The following is a 17489-nucleotide window of genomic DNA, read 5'->3' on the forward strand; positions in this document are numbered from 1 at the left end:
CCCGTGTTGGCCGGTCGGGCCTCCGCCGGAGTGGCCGGGACCACCCGGGCCGGTCAGGCCGACCTGCCATCCTTGACTCAGCGCCGGGCTGGGAAGATGGACCTTGCCATTCTTGCCGATGCCGCCGACAACAACGCCAGGAGATACCCGCCGGTGAGCGAGACGCACGCCACAGTCGTACCGGGCACGCCGGTCTTCCCGCCCGGCCGTTACGGCCGCCGCCGGGAGCCGGGGCGCCGCCGGCCGCTCCTGCTCGCGCTGACGGTGACGGTCCTGCTGGCCGTGCTCGGCCTGGGCGCCGCGAAGCTCTACACCCAGTACGGCGACCCCGAGTACCAGGGCGAGATGATCAGTTACACCGGCATCACCGACACCCGGGTGGTGGTCGACTTCCGGGTCACCGTGCCGCCGGGCGGCGCCGCCACCTGCCTGCTGCGGGCCCGCTCGCACGACGGCGCCGAGGTGGGCCACGTCGAGGCCACGGTGACCGCCGAGCCGGGCCGGCGGCACGTCCGGGCCAGCCAGGAGGTGCCGACGAGCGCCCGGCCGTTCATCGGCGAGGTGTTGCGCTGCCGACCGGCCTGAGCCGGAGCGCCGGCGAGCTGCCGGAACACGTACCCGAGGTCCCGCCGCCGGCACCCCGGGTGATCGAGCACACCCCGACGGGCGCGGCACTGGTAGCTTGGTAGTTCACCTGTCAGCCAGTCCGCACCAACCGAGGAGATCGCCTGTGTCCACCAACGGAAACGAGGCGCCCGCCACCTGGCTGTCCCAGGACGCTCACGACCGCCTGCAGGCCGAGCTCGACGAGCTGATCGCCAACCGGCCGGTCATCGCCGCCGAGATCAACGCCCGGCGCGAGGAGGGCGACCTGCGGGAGAACGGTGGCTACCACGCCGCCCGCGAGGAGCAGGGCAAGGCCGAGGGGCGCATCCTCTACCTCAAGGAGCTGCTGCGCACCGCCAAGGTCGGTGAGGCGCCGGATGCCGACGCGGTGTCGCCCGGCATGGTCGTGACGATCTACTTCGACGACGACGCCGACGACACGGAGACGTTCCTGCTCGGCTCCCGCGAGATCGCGTCCACCACCGAGCTCACCGTCTACAGCCCCGAGTCCGCGCTCGGCAAGGCGATCCTCGGCGGCAAGGCCGGCCAGACCTGCACCTACACGGCGCCGAGCGGCGCCGACATCAAGGTGACCGTGGTGTCGTTCGAGCCGTACTCCGGCTGATCCCGCTGGCGGACCCGCGCCGGCCGGCTCGGGTCCGACCCGACCGAGGCTGACAGGCTCCTCGGACCCGAGCCACACCAGTCGAACGCCCCGACCGGATCACCGGCCGGGGCGTTCGCCGTTCATTCCTCGCCGGCGAAGACCACCTGGTAGCCGCTCGCCCGCAACGCGCTGATCAGCGTGTCCGAGTGCGCCACCCCGCGGGTCTCCACGGAGAGCGCCACCTCCACCTCCCCGAGCCGCAGGTGCGGGTTGGCCCGCTGGTGCACCACGTCCACCACGTTGGCCCGGTGCTCGGCGATCTCACCGAGCAGCGAGGCGAGCTGCCCGGGCCGGTCCGTACAGCGCACCGTGATGCGCAGGAACCGCCCGGCCGCCGCCAGGCCGTGCTCGATCACCCGGAGCATCAGCAGCGGGTCGATGTTGCCGCCGGAGAGCACCGCGACCACCGGCGTGCTCACCTCGACGGCGCCGGCCAGCAGCGCCGCCACGCCGACCGCGCCGGCCGGCTCCACCACCTGCTTGCCGCGCTCCAGCAGCATCAGCAACGCCCGTGAGATGTCCTCCTCGGAGACCGTGACCACGTCGTCGACCAGCTTCCGGACGTGGGTGAACGTCAGCTCGCCGGGACGGCCCACGGCGATGCCGTCGGCGATGGTCGCGAAGGAGGGCAGCCGGACCGGCTCGCCGGCCCGCAACGAGGGCGGGAAGGCGGCGGCGCTCGCCGCCTGCACCCCGATCACCCGTACGTCCGGACGCAGCGCCTTGGCCGCCGCCGCCATCCCGGAGACGAGGCCGCCGCCACCCACCCCGGTCACGATGGTGCGCACGTCCGGGCACTGCTCCAGGATCTCCAGCGCCACCGTGCCCTGACCGGCGATGACGTCCGGGTGGTCGAACGGGTGGATGAACACCGCGCCGGTCCGCTCCGCGAACGTCTGCGCCGCGATCAGCGACTCGTCCACGGTGTTGCCGACCAGTTCGATCCGGGCCCCGTACCCCTTGGTCGCGGCGACCTTCGGCAGCGGCGCGTTCACCGGCATGAAGACGGTGGCGTGCGTGCCGACCAGGCCGGCGGCGAGCGCCACCCCCTGGGCGTGGTTGCCGGCGCTGGCCGCCACCACGCCCCGGGCCCGCTCCTGCGCCGAGAGCCGGGAGATCCGGACGTACGCGCCACGCACCTTGTACGACCCGGCGCGCTGCATGTTCTCGCACTTGAGCCAGACCGGCCCGCCGAGCGCGGCGCTGAGCGGCCGGGACGGCTCCAGCGGGGTGGTGCGGGTGACGCCGGCGAGCAGTTCCCGCGCGGCCTGTACGTCGGCGAGACCGACCAGTTCCGTCATGCCCCGATCGTGCCACCCGCCCCGGGCGGGAGCTGCGGCGACGTCACCGCCGGGCCGGCGGGCACGGGGGCGGCGGCGCCGGCCGCCGGCCAGCCGGGATGTCCCGACCAGCCGGGCTGGCCGGGGTGACCGGGCCAGCCAGGGTGACCGGGGTGACCGGGCCAGCCCGGGAACGCGGGCCGGGCCCGCGCGATCCGGTCCTGCTGGGCGGCGGAGATCCGGCGGACCAGCACGACGAACGAGACCGCGGCGACCAGGCAGGCGATCACCGGCACCAGGCGGGGCGCGAGCGCCTCCTGGTAGAAGGTGACGTACGTGGCGAACTCGGCCTCGCTGCGCGGCCACTCGGTCAGCCGCTCGTACCGCTGCTCCTCGAGCTGCGCGACCACCCGCTCCCCGATGGAGAAGACCAGCCAGGCCGCCCACCAGAGCGGCACGAGCCACGGCGTGCGACGGCGCCACAGGCTGTACCGCGCCACCTCGGCCACCACCCGGGCCGGCACGACGAAATTGGCGAACGGCACCAGCCAACCGGCGATCGCCCAGGCCGTGCCCTGCGTCGGCGCCGCGCCGGAGAACGCGTCCAGGTTCTTGCGCACCCGCCAGGTCCAGATGACCACCAGCGTCGCGGCCACCAGCACCGCCAGGATGAACGGCAGGGTGAACAGGACCTCGGCCAGCACCGCGCCGAGCAGCACGTCCCGGTCGAGCTGCTCGGCGGCCGAACGGGCCAGGTGGACGCCGAGCAGCGGGAAGAACGCGGAGAGCGTGAACAGCGCGGCGGTCGCGCCGACCGCGACGCAGACGGCCAACCCCAGGCCCCGGACCGGGTACGTGGGCACGCCGGGCAGCACCGCGGGCTGGCCGTGGCGGGTGCCGCAGCGCTGGCACTCGTCGAAGGCGGGGGACGTGGCGTCCCCGCAGGTCTGGCAGTGCATCGGGGACCGTCCGAGGGGTGCGCACGACAGGGACGCGCACACGTTAGACGATCATGCGGGAGCCGGTGACCCCGTTCCGACGCGGGGATAGCCGGGGGCGTGCCGCGCCCACGGCGCCTGCATCTCGAACTGGCCGGCCACCCCGAGCAGCAGCAGCTCGGAGCCGGGCGGCCCGACGAACTGCACGCCGACCGGCAGCCCGTCCGGGCGACGGCCGACCGGCACCACTACCGACGGCAGACCGGCGATGTTCCACGGCGCGGCGAACGGGGCGTACCGGATGCTGGCCGACATGTTCGCCAGCCAGGAGCGGCCGGACCAGCCGGCGGCCTCCGGCGGCGGCCCGGCCAGCGCCGGGGTGAGCAGCAGGTCGACCGAGTGGTCGGCGAAGAACTGCACCGACCGTTCGCGCCAGGCGGCCCGGTCGGCCTCCTTGACGTAGCCCCGGCGCTGCGCCCACTCGCCGAGCGCGACGTGCCGGCGGCTGCGCCGCTGGAGCTGGCGCGGCGCCACGCCGGCGGCCCGCACGTCGGCCGCCGCCGCCGCGAGCCAGGTGGCGATGCCCTGGAGCCCGAGCCGGGTCGGGTAGACCGGGTCGGTTCCGACGGTGTCGTGCCCGGCGGCGGCCAGCAGCCGGCCGGCCGCGGCGACCGCGTCCCGGTTCGCCGCGTCCGGCGAGACGCCCTTCACCGGGGAACGCAGCGAGACGCCCACCCGCAGCCGCGGCGGCGGGACAAGCTTGTCCGGCCGGCGTCCGGCCAGCACCGAGAAGCCGACCGCCGCGTCCGCCACCGTCGAGGTCAGCATGCCGTGCTCGGTGAGGCCGAACCAGTCGTCCGCGCCGAGCTGGCAGGGCACCACGCCCCGGCCCGGCTTGAGCCCGAGCAGGCCGCAGCAGGCCGCCGGGATGCGGATCGAGCCGAGGCCGTCGTTGCCGTGGGCCATCGGCACCAACCCGGCGGCCACCGCGGCGGCCGCGCCGCCGGAGGAGCCACCCGGGGTACGCGAGCGGTCCCACGGGTTGCGGGTCACGCCGCTGTCGTCGTCGGTGAGGGCCCACAGGCCCAGCTCCGGCATCCGGGTCACCCCGATGATCACCGCGCCCGCGCCGCGCAGCCGCCGGACCACCTCGTGGTCGGCCTCCGCCACCGGGGTACGCATCGCGGCCGACCCGTTCCAGGTGGGCAGGCCGGCCACCGGCGTGTTCTCCTTGACCGCCACCGGCACGCCGGCCAGCGGCAGGTCGGCCAGTTCCTCCTGCTCGTCGACCTTCTCCGCCTCGGTGATCGCCTCGCCGCCACGGACCGTGCGGAACGCGGCCAGCTCGGCGTCGACCCGCGACACGTGGTCGAGGTGGTCGGCCACCACCTGGGTGGCGGAGACGTCGCCGCGGCGCACCGCGCGGGCGATCTGCTTCGCGGTCGCCCCGACCCAGGTCGTCGGCAAGATGTCCGGCACTGCCACCCTCCCGTCCAGCGGTCAGCCCAGTGCCTGCTCCAGATCGGCGAGCAGGTCGTCGACCGTCTCGATGCCGACAGACAGTCGCACGAGATCGCCGGGAACTTCAAGCGGCGAGCCGGCAGCGCTCGCGTGTGTCATCCGGCCGGGGTGCTCGATCAGGGACTCCACGCCGCCGAGTGACTCGGCGAGCACGAACAGCCGGGCCCGGTTGCAGATCTGGACGGCGTGCTCCTCGCCGCCCGCCGCGCGGAACGAGATCATGCCGCCGAACCGGCGCATCTGCTTGGCGGCCACCTCGTGCCCCGGGTGCGACGGCAGGCCCGGGTAGATCACCTGGGCGACCTTCGCGTTGCCGTCCAGGAAGGCGGCGATCCGCTCGGCGTTGTCGCAGTGCCGGTCCATCCGTACCCCGAGGGTCTTGATGCCGCGCAGGGTGAGCCAGGCGTCGAACGGGCCGTTGACCGCGCCCATCGCGTTCTGGTGGTAGCGCAGTTCCTCGCCGAGCGTGCGGTCCGCGGCGACCAGCGCGCCACCGACCACGTCGGAGTGCCCGCCGACGTACTTCGTGGTGGAGTGCACCACCACGTCCGCGCCGAACGCGATCGGCTGTTGCAGGTACGGCGAGGCGAACGTGTTGTCGACGACCAGCAGCGCGCCGGCGTCGTGCGCCACGGCGGCCAGGGCGGCGATGTCGGCGATGCCGAGCAGCGGGTTGGTCGGCGTCTCCACCCAGACGATCCGGGTGGCGCCGGGCCGGATCGCGGCGCGGACCGCGTCCGGGTCGGAGACCTTCGCCGGGGTGTAGTCCAGGCCCCACCGCTCGGCCACCTTGGCGAACAGCCGGTAGGTGCCGCCGTACGCGTCGTCCGGGATCACCACGTGGTCGCCCGGCTTGCAGACGGTCCGCAGCAGGGTGTCCTCGGCGGCCAGGCCGCTGGCGAAGGCGAGCCCCACCGGGCCGCCCTCCAGCGCGGCCAGGCACTCCTGCAACGCGTCCCGGGTGGGGTTACCGGAGCGGCTGTACTCGTAGCCCTCGCGGGGCGCGCCGACCGCGTCCTGGGCGTAGGTGCTGGTCTGGTAGATCGGAGGGATCACCGCGCCGGTGCGGGCCTCCGGGTCCTGGCCGGCGTGGATGGCGAGCGTCTCGAAGCCGTGACTCATGCCCGAGACGTTAGTCCGCCGGTTCGCCCCGGTGCCGGGAACCCGGGCGCGGGTCACAACCGCGAGGTTGTCGGGCCGGTCGGCCATACTGGGCCGGTGAGTTCGACCGAAGCGTTGCCGTCCCGCCTGCTCGGCGTCGTCGACCGGATCCCCGCGTCGTTGGACGAGCTCAGGGGGCCCGAACGCGGCCAGGTCAGGTTGCCGATCCGACTCGCGTGGTCCGGGCTGACCACTTTCGATGTCGAGGACCGCGGGCAGCGGCTCACGCTCTACCGCACGCTGATGGACTGCGGGCAGCGCGAGGACATCGCCAGATTCGTCAACCCGGCCCTCCTGCGCGAGGATTGGGCCCGCATCCGCAGGCTGACCGCTCGACGTGTGATCGCTCTGTGGGAAAGCAGGCTGCCGGGACTGGCCGCGTAGCCGTGGACGGCTTGCACGTGCGCCTGTTGCGCATCGGGTTCCGTGCTGGCGACGAACTCGGCCTGGTCCTCGCCGGCGGTTATGCCCTCGTCGCACATGACCTTGTCCGCCGCCCTTCGCGCGACATCGACTTCGCCACCGCCACCGCCCTACCGCTGCCTGACGTGGCCGACCGTCTGGCGGCTGCGTACCTGGCGGCGGGCTTCGGATGCCGTGTCGTCGAGGTGACACCACGCATGGCACGGCTGCTGGTCAGCGACCCCTCCGCCGACATCGCAGAGCTGCGGCGCTGGGCGCGCCGGTGGGAGGCGAACATTCGGACGCGCCTCGCCAACGGCGAGCCCGGCCCGTCCGGCGTCCCCGACGACGACTGGGACGCATACCTCGACCGGCAGTGACCAACCCCGCCGCAGCTCAATCGATCATGAAGTTGACGGTGACGACCGTCCGGTATGTCGCCGCCACCCTCATGATCCTCGGGGTGGCGGGCGGCGGATCGGCCAGGTCTAGCCTGGGCGGGTGAGCGGGTGTGTGTTCTGCGGGATCGTGGCCGGCGAGATACCGGGCTTCGTGGTGACGGACGAGCCGGACGGGGTGGCGTTCCTGGACACCCGGCCGGTGTTCAAGGGCCATGTGCTGGTGGTGCCGCGCACCCACCTGGTGGCGCTGGCCGACCTGTCGGCGGACGCGCTGCCCGGCTACTTCTGCCTGGTGCAGCGGGTCGCGGTGGCGGTCGAGTCCGGCCTGGGGTCCGGTGGGACGTTCGTGGCGATGAACAACAAGGTGTCCCAGTCCGTCCCGCACCTGCACACCCACGTGGTGCCCCGCACCAAGGGCGACGGGCTGCGCGGCTTCTTCTGGCCGCGCACCCGGTACGCCGACGACGCGGAGGCGACCGGCTTCGCCGGGCGGATCTCGGCCGCGCTGGCCTGACGTCGGGGCGGGCGGGTAAGGAACCGGGCTCCGGCGCTGTTACAGGCTGGGGAAAGCCACGAGAGGAGTCCCACCGTGTTCCTCCGCCGCATGAAGGCCGAGATGATCGCTCCTGACCAGGCCCTGCCGGGCCGCCCGCTCGCCATGCCCATCGCCGACCGGCACGAGGTGCTGCCGTCCTCGCTGAAGGGCCCGTTCCCGGAGGGCGCGCAGGTCGCCGTCTTCGGCATGGGTTGCTTCTGGGGTGCCGAGCGGCTGTTCTGGACGCTGCCCGGCGTGCTCACCACGTCGGCCGGCTACGCGGGCGGCTACACCACCAACCCGACGTACGAGGAGGTCTGCTCGGGCATGACCGGGCACGCCGAGGTGGTCCAGGTGGTCTACGACCCGTCGACGATCGCCTACGAGGACCTGCTCAAGGTCTTCTGGGAGAACCACGACCCGACCCAGGGCATGCGTCAGGGCAACGACGTGGGCACCCAGTACCGCTCCGCGATCTACACCACCACCGACGAGCAGCGCGCCGCGGCGCTGGCCTCGCGGGACGCGTTCGCGCCGATCGTGGCGCGCGCCGGCAAGGGTGAGATCACCACGGAGATCGCCCCGCTGGGCGACTATTTCTTCGCCGAGGACTATCACCAGCAATATTTGGCCCCGACGAAGAACCCGAACGGCTACTGCAACCACGGCCCCAACGGGCTGAGCTGCCCGGTCGGCGTGGCCCGCACCGGGAGCTAGGCCCGATCCGGCAGTCCGGACCGGACGGCGCGGAGGGCACGATGAACGGGGAGAACGGCACCCGCCCCGGTGGGTACGCCCCAAGCCGCTCATCGTGCCCGACAGCCTGAACGGCGGCGATCACTCCGCGAGCACCAGCTGTCCGAGTTCCTGGGTGCACCGCGTGAGCGCGACGTAGAGGCCGTTCCAGCCGCGCGGCTCGGCGGCGATGCCCCGCGGGTCGACGAGCACCGTCGCGTCCCATTCCAGGCCCTTGGACTGGGTCGCGGTGAGCACCGACACGTCGCTCAGCACGGCCCGCAGGTCGGCCACACGGTCGGCGGGGGCGATGACGCCGACCGTGCCGCCCCGCCACCGTTGCCGCAGCTCCCGCACCGCTTCGGTCGCGGCGCCGGCCAGCTCGTCGGGCGTGACCGTGCGCACCCAGGGGGCGATGCCGGCGGAGCGGACCGCCCGTGGCGGCGCGTTGCGGCTGCCGGCCATCTTCAGGACGGGTTCGGTGAGGTCCATGACCTCACGCGGGGTCCGGTAGCAGATGGTCAGTTCCGCGGCGGTCCAACGGTCGCGGAAGACGGCCTGCACCGCTTGCGCCCAGCTGGTGTGCCGGTGCGCCGCCTCCGCCTGGTCGATGTCGCCGACGGCGGTGATGGAGCGACCGGGACAGCGCCGAAGGACCATCTGCCACTGCATCTCGGACAGCTCCTGCGCCTCGTCGACGACGACGTGGCCGTAGACCCAGTCGCGCTGCCGGCGAGCGTGGTCGGCGACGAACTCGCCCTGGGGCGGTGGGGTCCCGACCTCGCCCAGCAGGTCGGCGAGGGCGTCCAGCAGGGGAATGTCGCTCGATGCCCACGGTGCGGGCTCGCCCGCGACGGCGGCGGTCTCCGCCGCGGAGAGCTGCGGGGCGGACCGGGCCAGCAGGGTGCGGTCGGTCAGCAGGTCACGCAGGAGCGTTTCGGGGTTCAGGCTGGGCCACCACGCCTCGATGAACCGTGCGATGGCGGCGTTCTCGGCGATCCGGTGCGGAAGACTCTCCACCTCTTCCTCCGAGAACAATCCGTCCACGTCGCTGCCGGTGGCTCTCCGGACCGGGTGCTCCTGCTGCATGCTCCGGTCGACGCGGGCGAGGATGTCCTCGAAGCCCTCCTCCATCTCGTCCATCAGCGCCTCGCGCTGCGCGACGACGGCGTCGGCGAGGATGTGGTGCAGCTGCTCGGCGAACGCCGTGCGGGCGCGGTGGTACGGGCGTCCCTGCACCGCCGAGGCGAGTGCCTGTGCCACCGTCGCGGCGGGGATGACGTAGAACTCGCCCGCCCAGCGCAGCTTCAGCGCCCGGGGCCGGGGAAGCAGCGACGTGACGTGGTTCTCGAGCACGGACTGCCAGAGGGCGCGCCCCTTGATCTCGGCGAGAAGCCGGCTCTCGTCGCGGCCCACGCGGATCCCGGGCAGCAGCGTGTCGCAGGTCGCCGAGACGACGGCGGTCTCACCGAGTGCGGGCAGCACCTGGGCGATGTAGTCGAGGAACCGCGGCGACGGGCCGAGGACCAGGACCGCCTGCTCGGCGATCTTCGGGTGGGCGAACAGCAGGTAGGCGACGCGGTGCAGGGCAACCACGGTCTTGCCGGTGCCGGGACCGCCCTGGACGATCAGCGGGCCGGTCGCCTCCGCCCGGATGATGTCGTCCTGTTCGCGTTGCAGCGTGGCGATCGCCGTCGACATGCGGCCCGTACGCCGCTGGTCCAGGGCGGCCAGGAGGGCGCCTTCACCGACGAGTTCCGTCGTTGCGGTCCCGTCGAGTGGTTCGTCGTCCACACCGACGACTGTCGATCCCGTCGTGCGGATGTGACGACGCCGGGCCTGACCCTGTGGGTCGACAGCCGTCGCGGTGTAGAACGGTCGAGCCGCGGGAGCCCGCCAATCCACCAGCAGCGGCTCACCGTCGTCGCCGTCATTGCGGAGACCGACGCGGCCGACGTGTCGCACGGTGCCGTCGAGACCGTCGAGGCGGCCGAAGACCAGCCCGTCCCGCGCTCGCCGTAGCTCCTCGTACTGCTGGCGGAGCAGCCGCTGCCGCGCTCGCTCCACCGCGTCCAGGGCGTCCGACGAGAGCTCGGCCCGCAGGTGGGCGGCGAGCCCGTCGCGCCGCGCCGTGGCCAGGTCGAGGAACTCCTGTTCCTCGGCAATCGCGGATCGGCGCGCGTCGCCCGCTGCGACAGGGATCGGTGGGTCGCCGTCCGGCGGCAGTTCGCCGAGACCGGCAGTGCTGTTGCTCGGAGCAGATTTCCGGCGCATTCGAAAACCCTTGTATCGGCGCTTTTCCTCGGCCCGGACGAGCCGCGGTGCGTTCCGGCGACAAGCATAGGGTCGGCTTCTCATTCGTCGGCCGGAAAACCTGTCCGCGGAGAGGGGTATCTCAATGCCTTGCGGTTCCCGGCCGATTGTGGCCTCGCCGAGGTTGCGTCTGCGGTGTTCGTCACACCGTGGGCCGGGCACATTTCCGGCATCCCTCCCGGGCGGGCAGGAACCCCAGCCGTGACAGGCAACCACCCTCGGTGACGGCGCATCGTAGCAAGCTGTCACACGTTCGTCATCGTCTCAACAGGCGAACTGCAACAAGCTCTGGCAGCATTGGCTCGTATGTGCGGACTTGCGGGAGAGTTCCGTCGTGACGGTTCACGGGCCGACGTCTCGGCCGTGGAACGGATGGCGGCCACGATGAGTGACCGAGGGCCCGACGACAGCGGCGTCTGGTCGCAGGGCCCGACCGCGCTGGGACACCGGCGCCTGAAGATCATCGACTTGTCCGCGGCGAGCGGCCAACCGATCGTGGATGCCGCCGCGGGCCTCACCGGGGTCTTCAACGGCTGCATCTACAACTACCGCGAGCTGCGCGCCGAGTTGCAGGCCAAGGGCCACCGCTTCTTCTCCGCCGGGGACAGCGAGGTCGTGGTCAAGGCGTACGCCGAGTGGGGGCTCGACTTCGTCGACCACCTGGTCGGCATGTTCGCGGTGGCGATCAGCGAGCGGGACACCGGCCGCCTGGTGCTGGCCCGGGACCGGCTCGGCATCAAGCCGCTCTACCTGGCCGAGAGCCCCGGCGTGGTGCGCTTCGCCTCGACGCTGCCGGCGCTGCTAGCCGGCGGCGGGGTCGACACCACCATCGACCGGGTCGCGCTCGCCCACTACCTGAGCTTCCACAGCATCGTGCCGCCGCCGCGGACCATCCTCGCCGGCGTCACCAAGCTGCCGCCGGCCACGGTCAAGGTGTACGAGGCGGACGGCACCACCCGCGAGCGGGTCTACTGGGACCCGGCGTTCGGCCGGGCCGCCGAGCGGGCCGGCTGGTCCGAGCGGGACTGGCAGGACGCGCTGCTCGACTCGCTGACCACCGCGGTCCGCCGCCGGATGGTGGCCGACGTGCCGGTGGGTGTGCTGCTCTCCGGCGGCCTCGACTCCAGCCTGGTGGTCGCGCTGCTGGCCGGCGAGGGGCAGGCCCGTTCCGGCCTGGCCACGTTCTCCATCGGCTTCGACGCGGTGGGCGGCCGGGAGGGCGACGAGTTCGTCTACTCCGACCTGGTGGCGAAGACGTTCGGCACCGACCACCACCAGATCCGGGTGCCCACCGGCGACCTGCTGCCGCCGCTGGAGGCCGCCGTGGCGGCCATGAGCGAGCCCATGGTCAGCCACGACTGCGTGGCGTTCTGGCTGCTCAGCCAGGAGGTCGCCAGGCACGTGAAGGTGGTCCAGTCGGGCCAGGGCGCGGACGAGATCCTGGGCGGCTACCACTGGTACCCGCCGCTGGCCGGGGTGGACCGGGAGCAGGCGCTCGAGACGTACGCGAAGGCGTTCTTCGACCGCGACGCGGCCGGACTGGCCCGGGTGCTCAACCCGGCGTGGCTTGCCGACGGCGACCCGGCGCGCGAGTTCGTCGCCGCCCACCTGGGCCGGCCGGGCGCGCAGACCGCAGTCGACGCCGGCCTGCGGATCGACACCCAGGTCATGCTCACCGACGACCCGGTGAAGCGGGTCGACAACATGACCATGGCGCACGGGCTGGAGGCCCGGGTGCCGTTCCTCGACCACGAGTTCGTCGAGCTGGCCGCGAGCTGCCCGCCGGAGCTGAAGCTGGCCCAGGGCGGCAAGGGCGTGCTCAAGGAGATCGGCCGGCGGGTGCTGCCGCACGAGGTCATCGACCGGCCCAAGGGCTACTTCCCGGTGCCCGGCCTCACCCACCTGGAGGGCAAGCTCCTCGACCGGGTCCGCGACGCGCTCAGCGCCCCCGAGGCGCGTCGCCGTGACCTGTTCCGCGCCGACTACGTCGACGCGCTGCTCGCCGACCCGAATGCCGAACTGACCCCGTTGAACGGAAACAAGCTGTGGCAACTGGGACTTCTGGAAATGTGGCTCCAGAGCCACGGAATCGACTGACCATGACCGACACCCTCGCCACCGGCACGGCCCGCACCGACCGGGAACGGGTGCTGGGCCGGCGCCGGGAACGCACCGGCCCGGGCGGCGACCCGGTCGCCCCCGGTACGCCGGAACCGGCGCTGCCGTCCACCGCCGTGGCGACCGACGCCTCCGGCGTGGTGCTGGACTGCGGCTGGGGCCGGCTGGTCTTCGGCCAGACCTTCACCGACCAGGTGCACGTCGCCGACGTGCTGCGCTCCGAGGCCAACGGCGCCCGGGACATCTGCATCTACCTGCGCGACCCGCACGTGCTGGTCTCCCGGCTGCCGGACGAGCTGTTCATCGACCCGTCGCTGACCTACCGGCTGCCGCTGGGCGAGCGCCGGCCGGCCGCCACCGAGGGCGAGGACATCCCCGGGCTGACCGTCCGGTCGCTGCGCGACGCCGACGACGCGGACGCGGTGAACCGGATCTACGCCCGCAACGGCATGGTCACCGCCCCGGTCGAGGTGCTGGTGGACAACGCCGGCACCGACCGGTTCCTGCACCTGGTCGCCGAGAACGCGGCCGGCGAGGTGGTCGGCACCATCACCGGCGTGGACCATGTCGCGGTCTTCGCCGACCCGGAGCGGGGCGCCAGCCTCTGGTGCCTGACGGTGGACTTCAACACCGCTCCGCCCGGCACCGGCCAGGCGCTGCTCACCGCGCTCGCCGACCAGCTCGACGCGCGCGGCCGGGCGTACGTGGACCTGTCCGTGCTGGCGGAGAACTCGGGCGCGATCCGGCTCTACGAGCGGCTCGGTTTCCACCGCACCGGCACGCTCTGCGTGAAGCGGAAGAACCCGATCAACGAGCGGCTCTTCCTGCCCGCCATGCCCGAGGGGTACGACGACCTGAACCCGTACGCGAAGATCGTCGCGGACGAGGCGATGCGGCGCGGCATCCGGGTGGAGGTGACCGACCCGCACTGGGGTGAGCTGAGGCTGACCAGCGGCGGCCGGACCATCCACACCCGCGAGTCGCTGTCGGAGCTGACCTCGGCGGTGGCGATGAGCCGCTGCGACGACAAGCGGGTGACCCGGCGCATCCTGACCGAGGCGGGCCTGTCGGTGCCGCGTGGGCGGACCGCCACCGGCGAGCCCGACGACCTGGCGTTCCTGGCCGACGTGGGCCCGGTGGTGGTCAAGCCGGCGCGTGGTGAGCAGGGCAACGGGATCACCGTCGGCGTACGGACGCCGGAGGCGCTGACCGCCGCCGTCGAGCTGGCCCGGCGGTTCTGCCCGGACGTGCTGATCGAGGAGCTGCGCGCCGGCGAGGACCTGCGGGTGGTGGTGATCGACCACGAGGTGGTGGCCGCCGCGGTCCGCCGGCCCGCGCAGATCACCGGCGACGGCGTGCACGACGTCACCGAGCTGATCGAGCGGCAGAGCCGCCGTCGGGCCGCCGCCACCGGCGGCGAGTCCCGGATCCCGATCGACGACATGACCCGCGAGGTGGTGGCCGAGGCCGGCTTCCAGATGCACGACGTGCTCCCGGAGGGGCAGGTGCTGGCGGTCCGGCGGACGGCCAACCTGCACACCGGCGGCACCATCCACGACGTGACCGCCGAACTGCACCCGGCGATCGCCGAGGCGTGCGTGACGGCCAGCCGGGCGCTGGACATCCCGGTCACCGGGCTGGACCTGCTGGTGCCCGCACCGGACGCGCCGGAACACGTGTTCATCGAGGCCAACGAACGGCCGGGCCTGGCCAACCACGAGCCGCAGCCGACCGCCGAACGGTTCGTCGACCTGCTCTTCCCGGGCACGCGGGCACCGCAGCGACTCTGGTCGCCGGCCGGTGCGGCAGGCTCAGGGGCATGACCGCACGCAAACCCCAACCGCTCAAGCTCGACCTCGAATACCTGCGCCAGGTGCTGGTGGAACTGCTGGAGATCCCCAGCCCGTCCGGGCGTACCGACCACATCCAGCAGTACGTGGGCGAGCGGCTCTCCGCGCTCGGGATCAGCTCCACGCTGACCCGGCGCGGGGCGCTGAGCGCCTGCCTGCCCGGCCCCCGGTCGACCGGGGCCGATCGGGCGATCGTGGTGCACACCGACACCATCGGCGGCATGGTGAAGCGGCTCAAGGAGAACGGCCGGCTGGAGATCAACCCGATCGGCACGCACAGCGCCCGGTTCGCCGAGGGCGCCCACGTGCGGATCTTCACCGACGACCTGGACCGCGTGGTCACCGGCCAGGTGCTGCCGCTGAAGGCGAGCGGGCACCGCTACAACGAGGCCGTCGACCTCCAGGGCGTCGGCTGGGAGCTGGTCGAGGTCCGGGTCGACGAGCCGGTGCACGACGAGGCCGGCCTGCGGGCGCTCGGCATCGACGCCGGGGACTTCGTCGCGCTGCTGCCCAACCCGTCCATCACCCCCAGCGGGTACGTCAAGTCCCGGCACCTGGACGACAAGGCCGGCGTCGCCGCCGTGCTGACCGCGTTCAAGGCCATGGTCGACGCCGGCGTCACGCCCGCGGTCACCGCGCACCTGCTGGTCACCGTCACCGAGGAGATCGGGCACGGCGCCAGCCACGGGCTGGACCCGGACGTGGCGGAGATCGTCTCGGTGGACGCGGCGGTGGTCGCGCCCGGCCAGCAGTCCCGGGAGAACGCGGCCACGCTGGCCATGGGCGACGGGGTCGGACCGTTCGACTACCACCTGACCCGCAACCTGGCCGCGATCGCCCGCGAGCACGGCGTCGACCTGGTCCGCGACGTCTTCGACTACTACCGCTCGGACGCGGCCTCGGCGGTCGAGGCCGGCGCGCACGCCCGGGTGGCGCTGCTCGGCTTCGGCGTGGACGCCACCCACGGCCACGAGCGGACCCACCTCGACGGCCTGCACCAGCTCGCCCAACTGCTCTGCCTCTATCTCCAGAGCCCGTTGGTCTTCCCGGAGTGGGACGCCGAGCCGGAGGGCGACCTGGCCGACTTCCCGTCGCTGGCGGTGCAGCCGGCCCACGAGGAGGGCCCGCGCGAGGGCCCGATCGGCGTGGAGTGAACGTCTGTGATCGAAATCCGTTGCCGAGGCCGCCGGGAAGTGGATAGCGTGGCGGTACACGGGAAAGGAGGTGGTCCAGACTTGTATAGCAATCGGACTCGTGAGGTGGCTGTCCGCTAGCCGCTGTCCTCGACAGTGAGACATCGTCCGTCGCGAGGCGGGCAGCACGATCGTCGAGACCGTGTGGCAGCGGTGCGGCGAAACCACGACAGCCACCCGACCCCCGGGGTGCCGGCCCAGTCCAGCCGGCCCGCGCGCGAGCGCGGAAGCCCCGGGGGTCGTTCCATGTCAGCCGGAGGATGCGGTGTCGATGCGTGAGCTGGTGGTGCTCGGCACGGCCAGTCAGGCCCCCACCCGGGCGCGCAACCACAACGGCTACCTGCTCCGCTGGGACGGCGAGGTGATCCTCTTCGACCCGGGCGAGGGCAGCCAGCGCCAGATGCTGCACACCGGCGTGACCGCCACCGACCTGACCCGGATCTGCGTCACCCACTTCCACGGCGACCACTGCCTCGGGCTGCCCGGCATGATCCAGCGCCTCTCGCTGGACCGGGTCCCCCACCCGGTGGCGGTGCACTTCCCGGCCGGCGACGCCGACTACTTCGCCCGGCTGCGGCACGCGTCGAGCTTCCACGAGACCGCCGAGCTGGCCGTCGAGCCGATCGACGCCGACGGGCAACGCGTCGCGCTGGGCGTCGGCACGCTGGAGGCCCGCCGGCTGCGGCACCCGATCGAGACGTACGGCTACCGGCTGGTCGAGCCGGACGGCTGCCGGCTGCTGCCGGAGCGGCTGTCCGCGTACGGCATCGTCGGTCCGGCGGTGGGTCGGCTGCTCCGCGAGGGCCACCTGGACGTCGGCGGGCGCCGCGTCACCTCCGACGAGGTGAGCGTCACCCGGCCGGGGCAGCGGTTCGCGTTCGTGATGGACACCGGGCTCTGCGACGGCGTGTACGCGCTGGCCGAGCACGCCGACCTGCTGGTCATCGAGTCGACGTTCCTGGAGTCGGAGGCCGCGCTCGCCGCCGAGGTCGGCCACCTCACCGCCGGCCAGGCCGCGCGGGTGGCGACCGAGTCGGGGGTACGCACACTCGTGCTGACCCACTTCTCCCAGCGGTACGCCGACCCGCGCCGGTTCCACGACGAGGCCCGGGCCCACTTCACCGGCGACCTGGTGATCGCCGAGGACCTGATCACGGTTCCGGTGCCACCCCGACGGGTACCGTCGCCCGGGTGACCGTCTCCCTACGCCCCGCGACCGAGGCCGACCTGATGGCGGTCGGCGCCCTGCACCAGCGTTCCCGGGTGGCGGCGTACTCGTCGTTCCTGCCGCCGGCGGCGCTGGCCGACCCGACCCCCGAGGCGATGGGCCGCTACTGGGTCGAGCGGCTGACCTGGGAGGCCACGGACCACCGGATGATCGTGGCGGAGCGGGACGGGCGGCTGGTCGGCTTCAGCTACCTGGGGCCGGACGACGAGGGCGACCCGGCGACCGGGCTGCTCAACGCCATCCACCTCGACCCGGACGAGCGGGGCCGGGGCACCGGCCGGGCACTGATGGTCGACGCGCTGGCCGCGATGCGCGCCCGTGGGTGGACCCGGGCCGCCCTGTGGGTGCTGCGGGACAACGCCACCGGGCGGCGCTTCTACGAGCGCGGCGGCTGGCACGCCACCGGCGCCCGGCGCACCGACCGCATCGGCACCGCCCTCGTGCCGCAGCTCCGCTACGCGCGCGAGGTTTAAGGAGGGGCCCCCGGTTAACGCCTCCGGTATAGGCGGGGCCCCTTGTTAACACCTCGCCCGTTCGCTCT

General features: G+C 73.0%; 16 protein-coding genes. 11 read left to right on the forward strand and 5 right to left on the reverse strand.

Annotated elements, in window-relative coordinates:
• Window positions 1-153: 153 nt before the first annotated feature.
• Together ACH495_RS30585 and greA are read left to right on the forward strand one after the other, a co-directional pair.
• A complete protein-coding gene (locus ACH495_RS30585; RefSeq protein ID WP_396861185.1) occupies window positions 154-585 on the forward strand; it encodes a DUF4307 domain-containing protein in 432 nt (143 codons plus the stop codon).
• Between the two features lie 145 nt (window positions 586-730).
• Window positions 731-1231 carry a transcription elongation factor GreA gene (greA, locus tag ACH495_RS30590; protein WP_343443422.1) on the forward strand — a complete coding sequence of 167 codons (501 nt, stop codon included), beginning with the start codon at window positions 731-733 and terminating at the stop codon, window positions 1229-1231.
• 122 nt (window positions 1232-1353) lie between these two features.
• On the opposite strand, the gene ilvA is transcribed toward greA, so the two are convergent.
• From ilvA to ACH495_RS30610, 4 genes are read right to left on the reverse strand one after another with little or no spacing between them, the layout of a single operon-like run.
• Window positions 1354-2574, reverse strand: a complete 1221-nt coding sequence (ilvA, locus tag ACH495_RS30595) for a threonine ammonia-lyase (RefSeq protein WP_396861186.1) — start codon at window positions 2572-2574, stop codon at window positions 1354-1356.
• Window positions 2571-3512 carry a DUF4328 domain-containing protein gene (locus ACH495_RS30600; RefSeq protein WP_396861187.1) on the reverse strand — a complete coding sequence of 314 codons (942 nt, stop codon included), beginning with the start codon at window positions 3510-3512 and terminating at the stop codon, window positions 2571-2573. The genes ilvA and ACH495_RS30600 overlap by 4 nt, the downstream gene beginning before the upstream one ends.
• Before the next feature lie 51 nt (window positions 3513-3563).
• Window positions 3564-4976, reverse strand: coding sequence for an amidase (locus ACH495_RS30605; protein WP_396861188.1), 1413 nt, complete (start codon window positions 4974-4976; stop codon window positions 3564-3566).
• Between the two features lie 15 nt (window positions 4977-4991).
• Window positions 4992-6134, reverse strand: a complete 1143-nt coding sequence (locus ACH495_RS30610) for a cystathionine gamma-synthase (protein ID WP_396861189.1) — start codon at window positions 6132-6134, stop codon at window positions 4992-4994.
• Between the two features lie 96 nt (window positions 6135-6230).
• On the opposite strand from ACH495_RS30610, the gene ACH495_RS30615 reads away from it, so the two are divergent.
• From ACH495_RS30615 to msrA, 4 genes are all read left to right on the forward strand, one after another.
• Window positions 6231-6557 carry a hypothetical protein gene (locus ACH495_RS30615; RefSeq protein ID WP_396861190.1) on the forward strand — a complete coding sequence of 109 codons (327 nt, stop codon included), beginning with the start codon at window positions 6231-6233 and terminating at the stop codon, window positions 6555-6557.
• A 17-nt stretch (window positions 6558-6574) separates the two neighbouring features.
• Window positions 6575-6955 (forward strand): nucleotidyl transferase AbiEii/AbiGii toxin family protein, encoded by a 381-nt coding sequence (locus tag ACH495_RS30620; RefSeq protein ID WP_396861191.1) that lies wholly within the window; start codon window positions 6575-6577, stop codon window positions 6953-6955.
• A 121-nt stretch (window positions 6956-7076) separates the two neighbouring features.
• Window positions 7077-7490: an HIT family protein gene (locus ACH495_RS30625; RefSeq protein ID WP_396861192.1), complete on the forward strand. Its 414-nt coding sequence runs from the start codon at window positions 7077-7079 to the stop codon at window positions 7488-7490.
• A gap of 75 nt (window positions 7491-7565) precedes the next feature.
• The gene (gene msrA, locus ACH495_RS30630; RefSeq protein ID WP_396861193.1) at window positions 7566-8228 is read left to right on the forward strand and encodes a peptide-methionine (S)-S-oxide reductase MsrA; all 663 of its coding nucleotides are present in this window, start codon (window positions 7566-7568) and stop codon (window positions 8226-8228) included.
• 120 nt (window positions 8229-8348) lie between these two features.
• On the opposite strand, the gene ACH495_RS30635 is transcribed toward msrA, so the two are convergent.
• On the reverse strand, window positions 8349-10520 hold the full coding sequence (locus ACH495_RS30635; RefSeq protein WP_396861194.1) for a HelD family protein: 2172 nt from the start codon (window positions 10518-10520) through the stop codon (window positions 8349-8351).
• 345 nt (window positions 10521-10865) lie between these two features.
• Here ACH495_RS30635 and ACH495_RS30640 point away from each other — a divergent pair, with 345 nt between their 5' ends.
• From ACH495_RS30640 to ACH495_RS30660, 5 genes are all read left to right on the forward strand, one after another.
• Window positions 10866-12656 carry an N-acetylglutaminylglutamine amidotransferase gene (locus ACH495_RS30640; protein ID WP_396861195.1) on the forward strand — a complete coding sequence of 597 codons (1791 nt, stop codon included), beginning with the start codon at window positions 10866-10868 and terminating at the stop codon, window positions 12654-12656.
• A 2-nt stretch (window positions 12657-12658) separates the two neighbouring features.
• Window positions 12659-14500 (forward strand): N-acetylglutaminylglutamine synthetase, encoded by a 1842-nt coding sequence (gene ngg, locus ACH495_RS30645; protein WP_396861196.1) that lies wholly within the window; start codon window positions 12659-12661, stop codon window positions 14498-14500.
• Window positions 14497-15681, forward strand: a complete 1185-nt coding sequence (locus ACH495_RS30650; RefSeq protein ID WP_396861197.1) for an osmoprotectant NAGGN system M42 family peptidase — start codon at window positions 14497-14499, stop codon at window positions 15679-15681. The genes ngg and ACH495_RS30650 overlap by 4 nt, the downstream gene beginning before the upstream one ends.
• Before the next feature lie 304 nt (window positions 15682-15985).
• The gene (locus ACH495_RS30655; protein WP_396861198.1) at window positions 15986-16915 is read left to right on the forward strand and encodes a ribonuclease Z; all 930 of its coding nucleotides are present in this window, start codon (window positions 15986-15988) and stop codon (window positions 16913-16915) included.
• The gene (locus ACH495_RS30660) at window positions 16912-17421 is read left to right on the forward strand and encodes a GNAT family N-acetyltransferase (protein WP_396861199.1); all 510 of its coding nucleotides are present in this window, start codon (window positions 16912-16914) and stop codon (window positions 17419-17421) included. The genes ACH495_RS30655 and ACH495_RS30660 overlap by 4 nt, the downstream gene beginning before the upstream one ends.
• Window positions 17422-17489: the final 68 nt, after the last annotated feature.

The sequence above is a fragment of the Micromonospora sp. NPDC018662 genome, from assembly GCF_044391475.1.
Classification (GTDB): Bacteria; Actinomycetota; Actinomycetes; order Mycobacteriales; family Micromonosporaceae; genus Micromonospora.